At 52.3% G+C, this 20,096-nt stretch carries 14 protein-coding genes and 1 tRNA gene; 12 read left to right on the forward strand and 3 right to left on the reverse strand.

Annotation, left to right across the window (positions count from 1 at the left end; all coding sequences use genetic code 11):
* Window positions 1–34 precede the first annotated feature (34 nt).
* From rplA to WJU16_RS18955, 11 genes are all read left to right on the forward strand, one after another.
* Entirely contained in the window at window positions 35–724 is a 690-nt protein-coding gene (gene rplA / locus WJU16_RS18905) for a 50S ribosomal protein L1 (RefSeq protein WP_341834983.1), read from the forward strand.
* Window positions 725–793: 69 nt separating this feature from the next.
* On the forward strand, window positions 794–1,336 hold the full coding sequence (gene rplJ, locus WJU16_RS18910; RefSeq protein WP_341834984.1) for a 50S ribosomal protein L10: 543 nt from the start codon (window positions 794–796) through the stop codon (window positions 1,334–1,336).
* Window positions 1,337–1,412: 76 nt separating this feature from the next.
* Window positions 1,413–1,787: a 50S ribosomal protein L7/L12 gene (gene rplL, locus WJU16_RS18915; RefSeq protein WP_298717360.1), complete on the forward strand. Its 375-nt coding sequence runs from the start codon at window positions 1,413–1,415 to the stop codon at window positions 1,785–1,787.
* Between the two features lie 189 nt (window positions 1,788–1,976).
* Window positions 1,977–5,807: a DNA-directed RNA polymerase subunit beta gene (rpoB, locus tag WJU16_RS18920; RefSeq protein ID WP_341838675.1), complete on the forward strand. Its 3,831-nt coding sequence runs from the start codon at window positions 1,977–1,979 to the stop codon at window positions 5,805–5,807.
* A 168-nt stretch (window positions 5,808–5,975) separates the two neighbouring features.
* Window positions 5,976–10,274 (forward strand): DNA-directed RNA polymerase subunit beta', encoded by a 4,299-nt coding sequence (gene rpoC, locus WJU16_RS18925; protein ID WP_341834985.1) that lies wholly within the window; start codon window positions 5,976–5,978, stop codon window positions 10,272–10,274.
* Between the two features lie 213 nt (window positions 10,275–10,487).
* Window positions 10,488–11,510 (forward strand): glycerophosphodiester phosphodiesterase family protein, encoded by a 1,023-nt coding sequence (locus WJU16_RS18930; RefSeq protein WP_341834986.1) that lies wholly within the window; start codon window positions 10,488–10,490, stop codon window positions 11,508–11,510.
* Window positions 11,511–11,692: 182 nt separating this feature from the next.
* Window positions 11,693–12,289, forward strand: a complete 597-nt coding sequence (locus WJU16_RS18935) for an OmpH family outer membrane protein (RefSeq protein WP_341834987.1) — start codon at window positions 11,693–11,695, stop codon at window positions 12,287–12,289.
* A 74-nt stretch (window positions 12,290–12,363) separates the two neighbouring features.
* Entirely contained in the window at window positions 12,364–13,794 is a 1,431-nt protein-coding gene (locus WJU16_RS18940) for an amino acid permease (protein WP_341834988.1), read from the forward strand.
* Between the two features lie 485 nt (window positions 13,795–14,279).
* Window positions 14,280–14,891 (forward strand): DUF4254 domain-containing protein, encoded by a 612-nt coding sequence (locus WJU16_RS18945; protein ID WP_341834989.1) that lies wholly within the window; start codon window positions 14,280–14,282, stop codon window positions 14,889–14,891.
* Window positions 14,869–15,882: a glycosyltransferase family 9 protein gene (locus tag WJU16_RS18950; RefSeq protein ID WP_341834990.1), complete on the forward strand. Its 1,014-nt coding sequence runs from the start codon at window positions 14,869–14,871 to the stop codon at window positions 15,880–15,882. Before WJU16_RS18945 ends, WJU16_RS18950 begins: the two co-directional genes overlap by 23 nt.
* A 105-nt stretch (window positions 15,883–15,987) precedes the next feature.
* Window positions 15,988–16,058: transfer RNA gene (locus WJU16_RS18955), tRNA-Gln, on the forward strand.
* Between the two features lie 248 nt (window positions 16,059–16,306).
* Here WJU16_RS18955 and WJU16_RS18960 read toward each other — a convergent pair.
* Window positions 16,307–16,672 carry a hypothetical protein gene (locus tag WJU16_RS18960; protein ID WP_341834991.1) on the reverse strand — a complete coding sequence of 122 codons (366 nt, stop codon included), beginning with the start codon at window positions 16,670–16,672 and terminating at the stop codon, window positions 16,307–16,309.
* A gap of 139 nt (window positions 16,673–16,811) precedes the next feature.
* On the opposite strand from WJU16_RS18960, the gene WJU16_RS18965 reads away from it, so the two are divergent.
* Window positions 16,812–17,588, forward strand: coding sequence for a DUF4846 domain-containing protein (locus WJU16_RS18965; protein ID WP_341834992.1), 777 nt, complete (start codon window positions 16,812–16,814; stop codon window positions 17,586–17,588).
* A gap of 5 nt (window positions 17,589–17,593) precedes the next feature.
* Here WJU16_RS18965 and WJU16_RS18970 read toward each other — a convergent pair whose 3' ends face one another.
* Complete coding sequence (locus WJU16_RS18970; protein WP_341834993.1) at window positions 17,594–18,142, reverse strand: CAP domain-containing protein; 549 nt, start codon at window positions 18,140–18,142, stop codon at window positions 17,594–17,596.
* 408 nt (window positions 18,143–18,550) lie between these two features.
* A complete protein-coding gene (locus WJU16_RS18975; RefSeq protein WP_341834994.1) occupies window positions 18,551–19,741 on the reverse strand; it encodes a Gfo/Idh/MocA family oxidoreductase in 1,191 nt (396 codons plus the stop codon).
* Window positions 19,742–20,096: the final 355 nt, after the last annotated feature.

Raw genomic sequence — 20,096 nt, forward strand, 5'->3', positions numbered from 1 at the left:
TGTGCAAGCAGGAAAAACGTAAAACATTCTGAAAATGGCAACGAAAAAAAGAAAAGTAGCTGACACGAAGGTGGACAAGAACAAGTCTTACAGCCTGAAAGAGGCGTCCGCACTCGTAAAAGATATCAACTGCACGAAGTTCGACTCTTCTGTCGATCTGCATATCCGTCTGGGCGTAGATCCCAAGAAAGCCGACCAGGCTATCCGTGGTTCTGTAACACTGCCCCACGGTACTGGTAAAACCAAGAAAGTACTGGTACTCTGCACGCCTGACAAGGAAGCTGCTGCAAAAGAGGCTGGTGCTGACTTCGTAGGTCTGGATGATTTCATCGCGCAGATCGAAGGTGGCTGGACTGATGTTGACGTGATCATTGCGACGCCCGCAACGATGCCGAAGATCGGTAAGCTGGGAAAGATCCTGGGCCCCCGTAACCTGATGCCGAACCCGAAGACCGGTACTGTTACCAACGACGTAGCAGCTGCTGTAAACGAGGTGAAAGGCGGTAAGATCACTTTCAAGGTAGATAAAGCAGGTATCATCCACGCTTCTATCGGCCGTATTTCCTTCGCTCCCGAGAAGATCGAGCAGAACAGCCAGGAGCTGATCAACGCGATCATCAAGCTGAAACCGGCTACGGCGAAAGGTACTTACCTGAAAGGTTTGAGCATGGCAGCGACCATGAGCCCGGGTATCGTAATCGACACTAAATCTGTTCAAAACTAATTGACGGCCGTTGGTGCCGGAGCCGTGAGGCTGTGAAGGCAGTAAGTCGTCAATGCTAAATAAATTGCAATGAACAAAGACCAGAAAAATGAAGTGATTGAGCTGCTGAAAGGCAAGTTTACTCAATATAACAACTTCTATATCACCAATACCGAGTCACTGACGGTAGCGCAGGTGAACCACCTGAGAAGGGTTTGTTTCGACAAGAACGTGGAAATGAAAGTGGCGAAGAACACCCTGATCAAGAAGGCGCTCGAGAGCCTGGACGGTGAGAAATATCAAGGGATCTACGAAGCGCTGAACGGCGTAACGGCCCTGATGTTCTCCGACAGCCCGAAAGAGCCTGCGGTTATCCTGAGCACTTTCCGTAAGGCGAATGCGAAACTGGAAAAGCCTGTTCTGAAAGCTGCGTTTGTAGCGGAGGAAATCTACCTGGGCGACGACCAGCTGGCTAACCTGGTGAAAATCAAGACCAAGAACGAGCTTATCGGCGAAGTTATCGGTCTGCTGCAATCTCCTGCGAAGCGCGTAATCGCTGCCCTGCTCGAGAAAGGCAAGAAAGAAGAAGGTGGAGAAGCCGCTGCAGAAGTAGCTGCTCCCGCAGCCGAGTAATCGGTTACAACATTGGCTTCCAAGTCACAATATATTCTAATTCAACATTTTAAAACAACACAAAAAATATCATAAAATGGCAGACGTAAAAGCATTAGCTGAACAATTAGTAGGTCTTACTGTTAAGGAAGTACAGGAACTCGCAGACGTTCTGAAGAACGAATACGGTATCGAACCTGCTGCTGCTGCAGTTGTTGTAGCTGCTGACGGTGGTGGCGGAGCTGCTGCTGCTGAAGAGAAAACTGCTTTCAACGTAGTTCTGAAATCTGCAGGTGCAAGCAAACTGAACGTAGTTAAGGTTGTAAAGGACCTGACTGGCCTCGGTCTGAAAGAAGCCAAAGAACTGGTTGACGGTGCACCGAAATCAGTGAAAGAAGGCGTTAGCAAGGCTGAAGCAGAAGATCTGAAAGCGAAGCTGACAGAAGCTGGCGCTGAAGTTGAAATTCAGTAATTCTTTGCTTAATATACATTCTTTTTAAGGTCAAAAAGTGCTTCGGTACTTTTTGGCCTTATGCCCTTTGGGTACGTATCTTTCCCAGGATGGCCGGCAAACGGGAAATTACCGGTCGCGATGGTTGAAATACAATAATTTGGATGTTTTTGGCAAAGAATCGTTAATTTCCCTTATTCAATACAAGTCATATTAACTGCTAACTTCGAATATGTCTCTAAAAAAGCCCAAACTAACGAAAGAGTAAATTTTGGAAAGATCAAACAAGTTGCTGAGACACCGGATCTGTTGGCTATCCAAATCCAATCTTTCAAGGATTTCTTCCAATTAGAAACCACACCAGACAAGCGTAACAACGAAGGCCTTTTTAAAGTATTCAAGGAAAACTTCCCGATCACGGATACCAGAAATATCTTCAATCTGGAGTTCCTGGACTATTTCGTAGACCCTCCGCGTTATACCATCGAAGAATGTATTGAGCGGGGTTTGACGTATTCCGTTCCGCTGAAAGCGAAGCTTCGCCTCAGCTGTAACGACGAAGAACACGTCGATTTCCAAACCATTGTGCAGGATGTGTTCCTCGGGAACATTCCCTACATGACCCCCAGAGGTACTTTCGTTATCAACGGCGCTGAGCGTGTAGTTGTATCCCAGCTTCACCGTTCGCCCGGTGTGTTCTTTGGACAGTCCGTGCATCCCAATGGTACCAAGATCTACTCTGCAAGGGTGATCCCCTTCAAAGGTGCCTGGATGGAGTTTGCGACAGACATCAACAACGTGATGTACGCTTACATCGACCGTAAGAAGAAGTTCCCGGTTACCACCCTGTTAAGGGCTATCGGCTATGAAACAGACAAGGACATCCTCGAGCTGTTCGGCATGGCTGACGAAGTAAAAGCAGACCGCAAGAATCTTGAGAAATACGCCGGCAAAAAGCTGGCTGCCCGCGTTTTACGCAGCTGGGTGGAAGATTTCGTGGATGAAGACACGGGCGAAGTGGTGAGCATCGAAAGGAATGAGATCGTGCTCGAGCGCGACTCCATCCTGGACGAAGCGAACATCGAACTGATCACCGATATGGCCGTGAAATCCGTATTTGTGCAGAAGGAAGAAGTAAGCGGCGACTTTGCCATCATTTACAATACCCTCAACAAAGACACCTCCAACTCCGAGCTGGAAGCCGTTCAGCACATCTACCGCCAACTGCGCGGTGCAGATGCGCCGGATGATGAAACAGCAAGGGGTATCATCGATAAATTATTCTTCTCCGACAAACGCTATGACCTGGGCGATGTAGGCCGTTACAAAATCAACCGTAAACTGGGCCTCGCCACAGCACTCGATATGAAAGTGCTGACCAAACAGGATATCATCGCGATCATCAAATATCTCGTTCAGCTGACCAACGGCAAGGCGGAGATCGACGATATCGATCACCTGTCCAACCGCCGCGTCCGCACCGTGGGCGAGCAACTGTACGCGCAGTTCGGCGTAGGCCTGGCGCGTATGGCCCGTACCATCCGCGAGCGTATGAACGTACGTGACAACGAGGTATTTACGCCGGTAGACCTGATCAATGCGAGGACGCTGTCTTCCGTGATCAACTCCTTCTTCGGTACCAGCCAGCTTTCCCAGTTCCTGGACCAGACCAATCCCCTGTCCGAGATTACGCACAAGCGTCGTATCTCCGCACTCGGGCCCGGCGGTCTGTCCCGCGAGCGCGCAGGCTTCGAGGTGCGTGACGTACACTATAGCCACTATGGCCGTCTCTGCACGATCGAAACGCCTGAAGGTCCGAACATCGGTCTGATCTCCACCCTGTGCGTTCATGCCATGGTGAATGAGATGGGCTTCATCGAAACACCGTACCGCAAGGTGAAAGACGGTAAAGTGGACATGAACAAGATCGAGTACCTGAGCGCTGAGGAAGAAGACTCCGTTAAAATTGCACAGGCAAACGCCCCGCTCGACGAGAAGGGCGCGTTTACAGGCGATAAAGTGAAATCCCGCGAAACCGGCGATTTCCCGATCCTCGACCCGGGAGAAGTCGAATTCATGGACGTGGCGCCGAACCAGATCGTGGGTCTGAGCGCTTCCCTGATTCCGTTCCTCGAGCATGATGACGCCAACCGTGCGCTCATGGGATCGAACATGCAACGGCAGGCCGTTCCGCTGATCGCCCCCCAGGTTCCCATTGTGGGTACCGGCCTGGAAGGCAAGGCAGCGCGTGACTCCCGCCTGCAGATCACTTCGAAAGGCAAGGGCGTTGTGGAATTCGTTGACGCCAACGAGATCCACGTTCGCTACGAGCGCGACGAAATGCAGAAACTGGTGAGCTTCGAAGACGACCTGATCGTTTACCAGCTGACCAAATTCGTTAAAACCAACCAGAGCACCTGCATCAACCTTCGTCCGGCCGTGAAGAAAGGACAGAAGGTGGAGGAAGGGGACTTCCTGACGGAAGGTTACGCCACCCGCGCCGGCGAGCTGGCACTGGGCCGCAACCTGAAAGTAGCGTTCATGCCCTGGAAAGGTTACAACTTCGAGGATGCTATCGTAATCTCGGAGCGCGTAGCCAAAGAAGACTGGTTTACCTCTATCCATATCGACGAGTACGAGCTGGAAGTGCGCGACACCAAGCTGGGTGAAGAAGAACTGACGCCGGATATCCCGAACGTGAGCGAAGAGGCCACCAAGGACCTGGATCAGAATGGTATCATCCGTGTAGGTGCGCACATTAAAGAAGGCGACATCCTTATCGGTAAGATCACTCCCCGCGGCGAAAGCGATCCTTCTCCGGAAGAAAAGCTGCTCCGCGCGATCTTCGGCGACAAGGCTTCCGATGCGAAAGACGCATCCCTGAAGGCGCCCCCGTCCACCGAAGGCGTTGTGATCGATAAAAAACTGTTCTCCCGCGCGAAGAAGGACAAAAACTCCAAAACCCGCGAGAAAGCAGCCCTTGAGAAACTGGAGAAAATCCACCAGAAAAACGAGGAAGACCTGCTCGAAGTACTGATGGGCAAATTGCTGACCCTGCTGAAGGAAAAAACTTCCGCGGGCATCACCAACACCTACGGTGAAGTACTGATTTCCAAAGGCTCCAAGTTCTCCAACAAGAACCTGGCGAATGTGGATTTCCAGAACGTAAACCCGCTGGGCTGGACGACCGATCAGGACACCAACGACCAGATCAACACCCTGCTCCACAACTACAACATCAAGTACAACGAGGAGCTGGGCCGTTATAAACGTGAGAAATTCAACATCTCCATCGGTGACGAACTGCCTGCAGGCGTACTGAAACTGGCGAAGGTTTACCTGGCCAGCAAACGTAAACTGAAGGTGGGCGACAAGATGGCGGGCCGCCACGGTAACAAAGGTATCGTAGCCAAGATCGTGCGTGATGAAGACATGCCGTTCCTGGAAGATGGTACACCGGTAGACATCGTACTGAACCCCCTGGGCGTACCTTCCCGTATGAACCTCGGGCAGATTTACGAAACCGTACTGGGCTGGGCCGGTCAGAAACTGGGCGTTCGTTTCGCCACTCCGATCTTCGACGGTGCGAGCACCGAAGAAATCGCGGGTTACATTTCTGAAGCGAAACTGCCGAGCTTCGGCCACACTTACCTGAGCGATGGCGAAACCGGCGAACGCTTCCACCAGAAAGCGACCGTAGGTATCATCTATATGCTGAAACTCAGCCACATGGTGGACGACAAGATGCACGCCCGTTCAATCGGACCCTACTCCCTCATCACGCAACAGCCCCTGGGTGGTAAAGCCCAGTTCGGTGGCCAGCGTTTTGGTGAGATGGAGGTGTGGGCACTCGAAGCTTACGGTGCATCCAATATCCTGCAGGAACTGCTCACCATCAAGTCCGACGATATCGTGGGCCGCGCGAAAGCTTACGAATCGATCGTTAAGGGCGACAACATCCCGAAAGCGGGTGTTCCCGAGTCCTTCAACGTATTGATCCACGAGCTGAGAGGCCTGGGTCTGGACCTGAAATTCGACTGATAACTGTATTCAAGCGAGGCTTGGACGGAATTTCAACCGTCCGGGCCTCCTTCAGATACCGTCGTAGCAGAATGCAGTAACCGCGTGAATGTTCAGAATGATTAAGGAAAAGGAAACCTGATTAGCCGGCTTCACGCAAGACATTGAGTTTTCTTTAAACAACATACAATGGCCATCAAGAAAGAAAATCGTCCCAAATCAAATTTTAGCAGCATTACCATCAGTCTCGCTTCACCGGACACCATCCTGGAGCGTTCTTATGGCGAAGTGCTGAAACCCGAAACCATCAACTACCGGACCTACAAGCCGGAGCGCGATGGTTTGTTCTGCGAAAGGATCTTCGGTCCTGTAAAGGATTACGAGTGCTATTGCGGAAAGTATAAGCGTATCCGTTATAAGGGCATTGTGTGCGACCGCTGTGGGGTAGAAGTGACAGAGAAGAAAGTGCGTCGTGAAAGAATGGGGCACATCCGCCTGGTGGTGCCCGTAGTTCATATCTGGTATTTCAAATCATTACCCAATAAAATCGGTTACCTGCTCGGCATGAGCTCCAAGAAACTGGAAACCATCGTTTATTACGAACGTTATGTGGTGATCCAGTCTGGTGTGAAGCAAGAGAAAGGCCTCAACTATGCAGACCTGCTGACGGAAGAAGAGTACCTGGATATCCTGGATACCCTTCCGAAAGACAACCAGCTGCTGCCCGACGAGGATCCGAACAAGTTCATCGCGAAGATGGGCGCTGAAGCGGTAGAAATGATGCTTTCCAGGATCGACCTGGACGGCCTTTCCTACCAGCTCCGCAACCAGGCTGCCACGGAAACTTCCCAGCAGCGTAAAGCCGAGGCCCTCAAACGCCTCAGCGTGGTGGAAGCCTTCCGCGATGCCAATGGCCGTGTAGACAACCGCCCGGAATGGATGGTGATGCAATACATCCCCGTTGTTCCGCCGGAATTGCGCCCGCTCGTTCCCCTGGACGGTGGCCGCTTCGCGTCTTCCGACCTCAACGACCTCTACCGCCGCGTAATCATCCGCAACAACCGTCTGAAACGCCTGATCGAGATCAAGGCGCCCGAGGTGATCTTGCGTAACGAAAAACGTATGCTGCAGGAAGCCGTTGACTCCCTGTTCGATAACAGCCGTAAATCCAATGCCGTGAAAGCGGAAGGCGGACGCGCGCTGAAATCGCTCTCCGACGTACTGAAAGGCAAGCAAGGCCGTTTCCGTCAGAACCTTCTCGGTAAACGTGTGGACTACTCCGGTCGTTCCGTTATCGTGGTAGGCCCTGAACTGAAACTGCATGAGTGCGGCCTTCCGAAAGATATGGCTGCGGAGCTGTTCAAACCGTTCATTATCCGCAAACTCATTGAAAGGGGCATCGTTAAAACCGTGAAATCGGCCAAGAAGCTGGTAGACCGGAAAGAAGCCGTGGTTTGGGACATCCTGGAAAACGTACTGAAAGGTCACCCGGTGATGCTGAACCGTGCTCCGACCCTCCACCGTTTGTCCATCCAGGCTTTCCAGCCCAAACTGGTGGAAGGTAAAGCGATCCAGCTGCACCCGCTCGTGTGTTCCGCGTTCAACGCCGACTTTGACGGTGACCAGATGGCGGTACACGTGCCTTTGAGCAACGCCGCGATCCTGGAAGCACAGCTGCTGATGCTGTCTTCGCACAACATCCTCAACCCGCAGAACGGTACGCCGATCACCCTGCCTTCCCAGGACATGGTTCTCGGTCTGTACTACATCTCCAAGGGTAAAAAATCCACCGAAACCGAAATCGTGAAAGGCGAAGGCAAAGCTTTCTACTCCGCGGAAGAGGTGATCATCGCGCACAACGAAGGCCGTGTTGACCTGCACGCCAACATCCGTGTAAAAGCGGACGTTCGCAAGGAAGACGGTACCCTGGAGCGCAAACTGATCGAAACTACGGTGGGCCGTGTGATCTTCAACGTATACGTTCCGAAGGAAGCAGGTTTTGTAAACGCCCTGCTGACCAAGAAATCACTGCGTGAAATCATCGGCGACATCATCAAAGCGACCGACATTCCGAAAACCGCGAAGTTCCTGGACGACATCAAGCAATTGGGTTTCCGTACGGCATTCCGCGGTGGTCTGTCCTTCAATATCAATGACCTGATCATCCCCGACGCCAAGCAGCTCATGATCGACGGTGCTGCCGGCGAGGTGGACGAAGTGTGGGATAACTACAACATGGGTCTGATCACGAACAACGAGCGTTACAACCAGATCATCGACATCTGGAGCCGTGTGGACACGAAAGTGACCGAAACGCTGATACGCGAGCTGGCATCCGACAAACAGGGCTTCAACTCTGTGTACATGATGCTTGACTCCGGCGCCCGTGGTTCCAAACAACAGATTAAACAGCTGGCCGGTCTTAGAGGTCTGATGGCGAAACCGCGTAAATCCGGTTCCTCTGGTTCCGAGATCATCGAGAACCCCATCCTTTCCAACTTCAAGGACGGTCTGAACGTATTGGAATACTTCATCTCCACGCACGGTGCCCGTAAGGGTCTTGCGGATACGGCACTGAAAACGGCGGATGCGGGTTACCTGACCCGTCGTCTCGTTGACGTTGCGCAGGACGTGGTAATCACCGAAGAAGATTGCGGCACCCTCCGTGGTATCGCGACTTCCGCGCTGAAAGACAACGAAGAAGTAGTAGAACCGCTGTATGATCGTATCCTCGGCCGTACGTCTCTCCACGATGTGTTCAATCCTTCGAACGACGAGGAGCTCTTCGTTGCCGCAGGCGAACAGATCACTGAAGAGATCGCGCGTAAGATCGAGGAAAGCACTATCGAAACGGTGGAAATCCGTTCCGTACTCACCTGCGAAAGCAAACGTGGCGTGTGCGTTAGATGCTATGGCAAAAACCTGGCGACCGGTTACACGGCGCAACGTGGCGACGCTGTGGGTATCATCGCGGCACAGTCCATCGGTGAGCCTGGTACACAGCTGACACTGCGTACGTTCCACGTAGGTGGTGTGGCCGGTTCCGCATCGGTAGAATCCACCCTGGCAGCGAAATTCGACGGTACCGTACAGTTCGACGGCCTCCGTACCACTACCTTCGAAAACAACGAAGGCGAGAAAGTACAGGTGGTAATCGGCCGTACCGGTGAGTTGAGGATCATGGACGTGAAAAACGACCGCTTGCTCATCACCAACAACATCCCTTACGGTTCTACCCTGAACGTGAAAGATGGCCAGAAAGTGGTGAAAGGCGACGTGATCTGCACATGGGACCCCTTCAACGCCGTTATCGTTTCCGAAATCGCCGGTAAGATCCGGTTCGACAGCATCATCGAGGGTATCACCTTCCGTGAAGAAGCTGACGAGCAAACCGGTCACCGCGAGAAAGTGGTTATCGAAACTAAAGACAAGAACAAGATCCCGTCCCTCCTCGTGGATGGCAATAAAGAGGTGAAATCGTACAACTTGCCGGTGGGTTCCCACATCATCGTCGAAGAAGGCGTGAACGTGAGAGCTGGTCAGGTGATCGTGAAGATCCCCCGCGTAATCGGTAAGCTCCGCGACATCACCGGTGGTCTGCCCCGTGTAACTGAGCTTTTCGAAGCCCGTAACCCGAGCAACCCCGCCATCGTATCTGAGATCGACGGTGTAGTAGCTTTTGGTAACATCAAGCGTGGTAACCGCGAGATCATCATCGAAAGCCGCGAAAGCCACGTGAAAAAGTACCTCGTTCCGCTGACCCGCCACATCCTGGTACAGGACGGCGACTTCGTGAAAGCAGGTACCGCACTGTCCGACGGTTCCATCACCCCGGCCGATATCCTCTCCATCAAAGGTCCGTTTGCCGTACAGGAGTACCTCGTAAACGAGATCCAGGAGGTATACCGCCTGCAGGGTGTGAAGATCAACGACAAACACATCGAGGTGATTGTTCGCCAGATGATGCGCAAGGTAACCATCGAAGATCCGGGAGATACCCGCTTCCTCGAGGGCGATACTACCGACAAGTTCGAGTTCTTTGAAGAAAATGACCAGATCTTCGACAAGAAAGTGGTAACCGAAGCCGGTGAATCCGCTACGATGAAGGCTGGCCAGATCGTAACACTCCGCCAGGTACGTGAAGAAAACTCCGTGCTGCGCCGCTCCGACAAGAAGCTGGTGGAATACCGCGACGCGGAAACGGCTACTTCCAGCCCGCTCCTCCTCGGTATCACTAAGGCTTCGCTCGGTACGCACAGCTGGATCTCGGCAGCGTCCTTCCAGGAAACGACCAAAGTACTGTCTTCCGCAGCCATCAACGGCAAAACGGACGATATGCTTGGCCTGAAAGAGAACGTAATCACGGGTCACCTGATACCGGCCGGTACCGGTCTGAGAGAATTCGAGAACATGATCGTAGGTTCGAAAGAAGAATACGACATCCTCGCATCCTCGAAAGAAGTGTTCCAGTTCGACGAAGAAGAATAGGTCTCGCACCGAATCATATTCCAAGGCCGCTCCACCCGGGGCGGCCTTTTTTTATTTCCGGAACCGTATTAAGTTCTTATTAAAAAGCCTGGGAACCCCTTGGATTTATCCGCTCGCCACCGTATTTTGTAACTTTATGTAACTGACTTGAAAGCAGAACATAATAATCCGTAAGTTGACGAAATATTAAACAAGCATAGAAAACACATTACCATGCGTCTACGTTATCGAATGATGATTCCGGCATTACTGGCCGCTGCGGCGGTGAACGGGCAGGCGCCCGCATTTCACCTGGACAATTACACCATACCGAAAGGCAAGTCCGGCGCGGTGATCGGGCAGGTGTATGCCGGCCTGGAAGCTGCCAAAGGCGTGAAACTGGCGGAAGATACTTCGGGCCTGTTCATGATCGGCAAGAAGGGAGAAGTGCGTTTGAAGAAGAAGAAAAGCATCGGCGAATCTTCGGCCGTGCAATACGCGGTGACGCTGGAGCTGAACGGGCAGAAAGAGCCGTTTATTTTCGTGAAAGATGATTTCGCGCGCAATAAGATCGTGGCCCACCGTGGCGCGTGGAAGCATACGGGTGCAAGCCAGAACTCCATTTCTTCGCTGCGCGATGCGGTACGCCTGGGCTGCGAGGGCACGGAATTCGACGTTTGGTTGTCTAAAGACGGCGTGCCGGTGCTTTCGCATGATCATCACATCGGGGGCAAGGTCGTTGAAGAAACCAATATGGCCGATCTCGCCACGATCGAACTGAATAGAGGGGACCGCGTGCCCACGTTCGAGCAGTACCTCGAAGACGGCATGAAGCAAAACATCACCCGCCTGGTGCTGGAGCTGAAACCTTCCAAAACCGGTCGCGGCGAACAGCTGGCGCAGGCGTGCTACGACCTCATCCGCAAGCATAAATCACAGGCCTGGATGCTGTATATCAGCTTCGATTATAATATCTGCAGGAAACTGGTGGCCCTCGACCCCCATGCCAAGGTGGCCTACCTCAATGGCGACAAATCACCCGCGGAACTGAAAGCCGCCGGGATCTGGGGCTTCGATTACGCCTGGAAGGTCATCGATAAAGACATGACTATCTTCCAGCAGGCGAAGAAAAGCGGCGTAACGGTGAATATCTGGACGGTGAACGACCCTGCGCAGATGGACACTTACCTCAAGGCCGGGACGGATTTCCTGACCACCGACGAGCCGGAAATTGCACTCGAAAAGATGAAAAAGTAATGATAATGAAGGGGGACGATGTCCCCCTTTTTCGTTTTTAAGGGGAAATGTGCCTGCAAACCCTTACCTGACCTATCTTTCCACTATTTTCTTTTTAACGTTTTTTTATATCCCAAAAACCTTATTTTAGCCGCCGCAACAATCTCATTATATCCAAGCGTACTAAAAATCTACCGATCAACATGCACACCCGTCAACTTATTGTGAAAAATGGTTTATTTCTGATGGCGATCGCCGGCGTATTTGCAGCCTGTCAGCCAAACAACGGTAAATCCGCCGCCAAACCCGGTGCGGACTCATCCGTAAATGCCGCTGCCGGCGTACAAAAGCTTGCCTATGTAGATATTGATTCGCTGGAAGCTCATTACGATTATTTCAAAGACAAGAAGGCAGAACTGGACCGGAAGAAAGAAGCCGCCCAGAATGAGATCGCCGGCCGTGAGCGTGCGCTGCAGAACGAACTGCAATCGCTGCAGCAACAGGCGCCTACCATGACGCAGGCACAGGGCCAGGCTGCTGAAGCCAGCCTCCAGCGCAAAGCCCAACAGCATGAGGCAAACCGTCAGAACCTCATCGCGCAGCTGCAAACCCAGGAAGCGCAGTTCTCCGAAGATCTGCAGAAAAGACTGGAAGAAACGATTAAAACGGTAAACGGCAACCGCTACGCCTTTATCTTCTCATACCGCGCCGGAGCGTCCAATATCCTGTACAAGGATGAAGCGTACGACATCACCGACGAAGTGATCAAGGCGCTGAACCAGGAATCTCCGAAAAAATAATTAAACGAATTTTACGTTTGATCCCGGTGTAGCAACCGGGATTTTCTTTTATCAACCATTTTATCAACCTCTACATGTCCAACCCTACGCATTCTTTCAAGCCTACTTTGAGTCTTGTTGACGCCACGATGATCGTGGCGGGCTCTATGATCGGTTCCGGCATTTTCATTGTATCAGCCGAAGTGGCCCGTTCCATGGGGTCTTCGGGCTGGATGATGGCCATGTGGGTGCTGGCCGGCGTGGTGACGCTGATCGCCGCCCTCAGTTACGGCGAGCTTTCCGGGATGTTCCCGAAAGCCGGCGGCCAGTACGTTTACCTGCGCGAAGCTTACAATCCTTTTATCGCATTTCTTTTCGGGTGGACGCAATTCGGCGTGATCCAGACCGGCACCATCGCCGCCGTGGCGATGGCTTTCGCCAAGTACCTCGGGTACCTGGCGCCGGGACTCGGGGAAACGAATGTCCTCTTTGCCATGCCGCTGGGCAGCTGGAATTTTTCGGTCAATATGGCCCAGATCATCGCCATTCTTTCCATCGTGCTGCTCACCTGGATCAATACCAAAGGAGTTAAAAACGGGAAGATCATCCAGACCGTTTTCACCTTTACCAAACTCTTCTCCCTGTTCGGCCTGATCATTTTCGGCCTACTGATTGGCGCGAAAGCGGAAGTTTGGAACGCCAACTGGGAAAACGCCTGGACAACGGCCAACCTCAAAATGGTGGACGGCCAGCTGGTGACAACGGCCCTCAGCGGCATGGCGTTCCTGGGCGCTATCGCCGTATCGATGAAAGGCACCCTGTTTTCCAGCGACGCCTGGAACAACGTGACGTTTATCGCCGGGGAGATCAAAAGCCCGGAGAAGAACATCGGGCGCGCCCTGTTCCTGGGAACTTTCATCGTGACCATCATCTATGTTGCCGCCAACCTCATGTACCTGGCCGTGCTGCCCTTTAACGAGATTGCTTTCGCGGAGAACGAAAGGGTAGGGGTAGCCGCCGCGGAGCGGATTTTCGGGCCCGGCGTGGGTGCCATGGCGATCGCTGTAATGATCATCATCTCGACGTTCGGGTGTAATAACGGGCTTATCCTTTCGGGGGCGCGGATTTACTATACTATGGCGAAAGACGGGCTGTTCTTCCGTAAGGCGGGCACGCTCAACAATTACGACGTTCCGGGTACGGGTCTGTGGATCCAGTGCCTCTGGGCCTCGCTGCTCTGCCTCAGCGGCAAGTACGGCGATCTGCTCACCATGGTAATCTTCGGCGTGCTGCTTTTCTATGTAATCACCATTATCGGGATTTTCGTGCTGCGCAGGACGCGCCCCGACATCCCCCGGAGCTACAAAGCCTTTGGTTATCCCGTGCTGCCCGCGCTGTACGTACTGGTGGCGCTGTCGCTCGCCGTGCTGCTGCTCATTTACGAGCCGGAATACGCGGTGCCGGGATTGGGGATTATCCTGCTGGGGATACCTTTGTATTTTGTCGCGAAGAAAGAGATAAAATAACCGGTTTGCTATAAGTAAAGCCGCGCAGCCAATTGGTTTGCGCGGCTTTTTGCGTGTATAAGAGAACAGGAATCAAGCCATTGTATGTGATAACACAGAATTTTCATCACTGCGGGAATAATACAGGCGCGTGGCGTAATTTAGAGGAAGAAGACCAGGAAATGCCAATTTAGCAAGACACACTTAAGACCCGATAACCCTGAAACTGCACTTCCTGCAAACAGATCATTAACCAGAAAGGCATGGAAAATCTCCACTACGATTTTCCTATCAATAATATCTGACTATTGTTGCCGGCCGTGTTGCGGGCGTCTCCAACACGCCGGCACCACATGGTCAGCGGAAGGTTTCGTGTATTCCGAAAATCATCGAAGCCCTCTTTAGAGAACCATTGAAAGCCTACACAATTGCATTCTCGAACATTCACATGATTTTATGCCCGGCACACTGTTTCCACAGCGTGCTTTTTTATTTACATTTGCTGCATGTTTACTGCACTTTGCATCGAAATTTTTGACCAGAGCATCCGCGATTACCATGTGGCCGACGACATCCACCAGGCGATCCGGAACCCTTATGAAAACACTACCGTAGAACATCTCCTGTATGCCAAAAACTGGATCGATACCGTTCAGTGGCACCTGGAAGATGTGATCCGCGACCCCGCCATCGACCCCGTGAAAGCGCTGGAAATGAAGCGCTGGATCGACCGGTCGAACCAGGAACGTACCGATATGGTGGAATATATCGACAGCTATTTTCTCGAAAAATATAAAGACGTGATCCCCGTGGCTTCGGCAGCCATCAACACCGAAAGCCCGGCCTGGGCCATCGACCGGCTGTCGATCCTCGGCCTCAAAATCTACCACATGCGGGAAGAAGCCACGCGCCCCGATGCCACCGAAGCCCACCGCGAAGCCTGCGCCCGCAAGCTGGACGTGTTGCTGGAGCAGCAGCGCGATTTATCCACCGCCATCGAAGCGCTGCTGGAAGATATTTCCAAAGGCCGCAAATACATGAAAGTGTATAAGCAGATGAAAATGTACAACGATCCCTCGCTCAATCCCGTTCTCTATGGGCAAAAATCCGGTCAATAAAACGACCCTGCTGGCCGTGCGCTTCAGCGCCATGGGCGATGTGGCCATGACTATTCCCGTTATGAAACAGGTGCTGGATACGTATCCGGACCTGACCATCGTATTCGTCACCAATAAGAACTGGGGCGCCCTCTGCCAGGGGATTCCCCGCCTCATATTCGTGCCGGCCGACCTCAAGGGCGAACACAAGGGCGTCAACGGCCTTTTCCGCCTCTTCCGGGCCGTCCGCGCGCAATTTCCGGGCATCCGCGCCATGGCGGACCTCCACCAGGTGCTTCGCAGCCAGATCATCCGGTCTTTTTTCCGCCTCACGGCCGTTAAAGTAGCGGTGATCGACAAAGGAAGGTCCGGGAAGAAGGCGCTCACGCGGAAAGACCATAAAATCCTCCGGCCGCTTACCTCCACCCTCGACCGTTACCGTGCCGTTTTCGCGAAGCTGGGCTACCCCGTGGCGGCCGATACGCCGGGCACGTTGCCGCGCAAACCCGCGGCGAAACAACAGATCGGCATCGCGCCGTTTGCCACCTACCGAGAGAAAACGTACCCCATTGAAAAGATGGAAGTGGTCATCCGCCAGTTGCGCGAGCGCACCGAAGCGGAAATCCTGTTGTTTGGCGGCGGGAAGGAAGAAACGGCGAAGCTGGAATCGCTGGCAAAACGTGTGAACGGATTGCAGGTGGTAGCAGGTAAGCATTCGCTGGAAGAGGAGCTGCGGATCATCAGCGGCCTGCAACTCATGGTAAGTATGGATTCGGCAAATATGCACCTGGCGTCGTTGTATGGCGTGCCCGTGGTGTCTGTATGGGGCGCCACGCATCCTTACGCGGGTTTCATGGGATTCGGGCAGCGGGAACAGAACGCGGTGCAGCTGGATTTATATTGCCGTCCTTGCTCGGTATTCGGGAGCAAACCCTGTTTCCGGGGCGATCACGCCTGTATGGAAGAACTTGCACCGGAGCATATCGTAGGGGCTGTGATGCGGTTGTTATAGTGTAAAAGCCTTTGCAGGAGGGAGTTACAGTACTTTTTTTCTAAAAAAGCGAACATTTTTTTGCAGAAATAAAAAAAATTATACTTTTGCAATCCCAACGAACGGTGCCCGATAGTATAATGGTAGTACGACAGATTTTGGTTCTGTTTGTCTTGGTTCGAATCCAGGTCGGGCAACAAGGAAAAAGCCGCTTTACGAAGCGGCTTTTTTATTTCAGTAAATGCCCGGTTTTCAAAAAATAACCGGCACTTTATTCTTTTCCATAATCGCCTGGAAACTGATCTGGTCGTTCCCGTCAAAAAGATCATCCATAGTGGAATACGTCATTTGAACTGACCGGCTTTTTCGTACAGGTTGATGCGGAAACCAAGCGGTACGGCATACAATACTTCCGTTGCATCCGCTACAAATACCATCTCCATGATCACTTCATGATATTCGTTTCGCGCCATGCGATGAAATGGCGATGGAAGAAATATTCCAGTGTGAGAAAATCTTCATGGTAACTGTAGATCATGCAATGTCTTCTGCGCGGCGCGGTTGCTGCCAAAGACGCCGGGGAAAGGATTTGTTCTGCGGCATGATCTTCACCGGCGGCGAAGATGATCCGGCCGTTCATGCGTTCCGGTTTTTCGAATTCGATGGGATATTGATCGATATTATCCCGCCATTTTTCGTAATCCGATTTTACCGCATCGATTTCCAAAACTTTCGAGGTAATGTATTGGAAACTTTCTCCCGCATCCTGCGGAAAAACAATCACCAGTTCGGGCGTTCCGCCGATGTTCACAAAAAGGAAAAAGCACCGAATGCGTAGTGCACTGCCAGCGGGCGTCTTTGATCATTTTTTCTACATATCGCGTCCGCGGTGATTGGCGATTTCAGGGAAAGAATGTTGTGGAAAAATGATATATCCGCATCTATGTTGTATGAAAATCTTCCTGTTGCTCATTTGTTCCCTGTTGGTATTTCCCGCTGCCGCGCAAACCATCGGCGAATGGCCGCTGCCGGCCGGGTTTCAACGAATGCTGCAAGCTTCCGGCAGCTTCGGCGCCTGGCTCCGCAACGTTCCCTTGAAAAAAACGACAACGGTGTATTTGTTCAACGGGGATAAGAAACGCAATCAATCGGCGCAGGTGGCTGTGCTGGATATTACCACCGGTAAAAAGGACCTCCAGCAATGTGCGGATGCCGTGATGCGCCTGTATGCGGAACATCTTTACGCGAACAATAAATACGGGCAGATCGTATTCAACGCCACCGACGGTACGCCGATAAATTACTCAGACTGGCGGAAAGGATGGCGATGGAAGCTTCGCGGCAACAAGCTCCTGAAATTACAAGTGACATCTCCCTGCGATACGCGCGCGTGTTTCGAAAGTTACCTGGAAACTGTATTCACATACGCCGGTACGATTTCGCTGAAAAAGCAGTTGCAGCCGGTTCGCAATATATCCGACATTCGCCCGGGCGATGTTTTCATTGAAGGCGGATCCCCCGGCCATGCGGTCATCGTGATGGATGTAGCGGTCAATATCCATGGCGACAAGAGATTCCTGCTGGCCCAGAGCTATATGCCTGCGCAGGACATTCATCTTTTAAAGAACCCCTCGTCCGCCAGCGCCTGGTATGCCCTTCCTGGAAGCACGTTGCGTACGCCGGAATGGACTTTTGGAAATGGAGGCGCTTTGATGCGGTTTAAATGAAGTGATTAATAAGACAAGGCGATTTCCTGCGTCCAGAAGTTTTTGTACCGCGCGACACCGGTTTCTTTCAGCAAGGGATTCATCATGGCCAGGCAATGCGTTTTACTGCCCATCCAACCATCCACAACTGTTTTTTCAGTGAGTATACCCAGCGCGATATTTTCCGCATAACTTTTCCAGTGGTATCCCATTTTGTGCAGGCGGTCGCCGCCCGTACTGCCGTTGCGGCCTATATGGCTCATATACACGCTGTCGTTCATTTCCTTGCTATGTAGCCAGGAGGCTTTTTCCAGGCGGATATTCCAGGTCAGGGGTGGCGCCGGCGGCATGTATTCTCCGCCGCAATTGCAGCCCTTGCTGCGATACGCATTGATGAGCCGGAGCATATTGGCGCTGTCGACGCGGTGCGTCATAACGAAAAACGAATCCCTGAAAGCGGGAATCTGCGCCAAGGTGGCGTTTTCGGGAGGGAGGTATTCTTCCAGCGGTTCCTTGGAGCAGGCGCAAAGGATAGCCAGGCCGGCGAAGAGGCAGGCAAACTGCAAGCTTTTCATATGTTGGATTTTGGCCGGACAAGACAGGGGCGCCAGGCCGGAAAATTTCCGGCCAAAAATAAAGTTGCCCGCGCCGGACTGTTGCCGGAGGTGATAATTACATGAATACGGAAAGCGGCTGTGAAGGAAAGTTATTCGGAGTGGTTAAAATGGCCGTTACCGGCTGCTCATCTGCGCAATAAAGCTAAACGCTAATTCTGGTACAAAAGTAAACCAGCAAGTACCTTCGGATAATGACCGCCGTCATCGGCGCGAATGATCGTCGTGCGATTGATGGCAAAAGCTGTAATTGCGTATTTTCATAGAATGGACAAGTTATTGATCCCCGTACATGTCCGTTCGTTTGTAGAGAAGGTGCTGGTTCGTATCCGCAAGGAGCGGGGACTGCTACTAAAGAATGGTTGATCTCTACGCTGGCCAATACTCCGTGCCCCCTGATTTGGCGGCCATATTCCCCATATGGATCGCCAGCGAGCTGTTTTTTGCGGTCAAAACATTGGAATCGGGCGTTTTGCCTTCCTGGATGCAGCGCCGGAAGTCTTCGAGCGCGTAGGTGGTGGGTTCGAGAAGGCGCTCGCCGGGCTGCAGCCATTTGATTTCTTCCGCGTCGCCCTGGGTTTTTACGCTGACAGTGGCGCCGGTGACGCCATCCACCGTTCCCAACCTGTTTTGGGTATTTTCGGCGTAGATGTAAGCATTCTCCCGCTGGATCTCTACCGTCGCTTTTTCTCCGAAAATTTTGATGTTATAGCTGTTGTAAGCGTTTGACAGCACCGAGGAAACGCTGGATTTAATCCCGCCCGGGTATTCGTATATGGCCCGGATGTGATCGTAGGTGTCCCGGCCGTCTTTCCAGTAATTGATGCCGCCCATGGCCACGGCGCGCGTGGGATTGGCGTCCAGCAGGAACTGGATCATATCGATTTGGTGGGCGCAGAGTTCAGACAGCGGGCCGCCGCAATACTCGCTATACATCCGCCAATTGACGATGCGTTCCAGTTTGGGATCGGAAACGGGATTGCGCCAGTCGGAATTGCGGTTGTACTGGCTTTCGAGGTGCGTGATTTTGCCAAGCCAGTTCTGGCCGATGATTTCCTTGATTTTGCGGTAGAGTCCATAATAACGGTATTGGTAGCCAACCTGGAGTACGCGGTTGCTCTCCGCTACCTTTTTCTCTACGGCCAGGGCTTCGGCGATATTATATGACAAAGATTTTTCGAGGTAGACGTGTTTGCCGGCCGACAGGGCGTCGATCGCCATGGGAGCGTGGAGGAAAAGTGGCGTGGCGATCACGACGGCGTCGAGGTTGCGGTCGTTGAGCAGTGCGCGGTGGTCGGTGTGGGCTTTCGCTTTGCCACCGGAGATGGTGATGGCTTTGCGGAGATTATCCGGCAAGATGTCGCAACAGGCGGTCACCTGGAAAGCCGGGATTTTCTGTAGTAAGGTGATGAGCCCGGCACCGCGGCTGCCGGTGCCGATGACGCCGACGCGGATCCGTGGGGCTGAGGCGGCGAGGAGCGGGGAGCTGAGGGCCATTCCGGCGATGGCGGCGGTGCCGGTGGCGAGGAAATTTCTGCGGGAAATGTGCGAAGCGGTCATCTTGATCAGTTTAAAATCCGTTTATCGTCAACATATTGAACTGCTATCGCAAATATAGCGTTAAAATTTTCTTTTTCTTATTTTATAATGAGTGATGTTTTCGTTTCATTGTTTTGTTGTTATTTTTCATTGTAAACGTACCTTTTACGCTTACTGCTGCACCTTTAATCCCGCCAAAATTGCGAAAATAGCTGTCGAAAGTAATGTTGGATTGCCGTTTTTTGTCCTGATTTTCAAATTTTCGATAATTATAGATAAGGAAACGAAAATGATTTGTTTTTGAAAGCTTTTTATTTACTTTTATGAAAGGGGTTTAAAAACATGCATACAATGAAAGAAAACTTTAAACTGAGAT

The sequence above is a fragment of the Chitinophaga pollutisoli genome (assembly GCF_038396755.1).
Taxonomy (GTDB): domain Bacteria; phylum Bacteroidota; class Bacteroidia; order Chitinophagales; family Chitinophagaceae; genus Chitinophaga; species Chitinophaga pollutisoli.

Coding starts and splice junctions, on each gene's coding strand:
- rplA (WP_341834983.1), top strand. CDS start 35: ATGGCAACGAAAAAAAGAAAAGTAGCTGACACGAAGGTGGACAAGAAC.
- rplJ (WP_341834984.1), top strand. CDS start 794: ATGAACAAAGACCAGAAAAATGAAGTGATTGAGCTGCTGAAAGGCAAG.
- rplL (WP_298717360.1), top strand. CDS start 1,413: ATGGCAGACGTAAAAGCATTAGCTGAACAATTAGTAGGTCTTACTGTT.
- rpoC (WP_341834985.1), top strand. CDS start 5,976: ATGGCCATCAAGAAAGAAAATCGTCCCAAATCAAATTTTAGCAGCATT.
- WJU16_RS18930 (WP_341834986.1), top strand. CDS start 10,488: ATGCGTCTACGTTATCGAATGATGATTCCGGCATTACTGGCCGCTGCG.
- WJU16_RS18935 (WP_341834987.1), top strand. CDS start 11,693: ATGCACACCCGTCAACTTATTGTGAAAAATGGTTTATTTCTGATGGCG.
- WJU16_RS18940 (WP_341834988.1), top strand. CDS start 12,364: ATGTCCAACCCTACGCATTCTTTCAAGCCTACTTTGAGTCTTGTTGAC.
- WJU16_RS18945 (WP_341834989.1), top strand. CDS start 14,280: ATGTTTACTGCACTTTGCATCGAAATTTTTGACCAGAGCATCCGCGAT.
- WJU16_RS18950 (WP_341834990.1), top strand. CDS start 14,869: ATGGGCAAAAATCCGGTCAATAAAACGACCCTGCTGGCCGTGCGCTTC.
- WJU16_RS18965 (WP_341834992.1), top strand. CDS start 16,812: ATGAAAATCTTCCTGTTGCTCATTTGTTCCCTGTTGGTATTTCCCGCT.
- WJU16_RS18970 (WP_341834993.1), bottom strand. CDS start 18,142: ATGAAAAGCTTGCAGTTTGCCTGCCTCTTCGCCGGCCTGGCTATCCTT.
- WJU16_RS18975 (WP_341834994.1), bottom strand. CDS start 19,741: ATGACCGCTTCGCACATTTCCCGCAGAAATTTCCTCGCCACCGGCACC.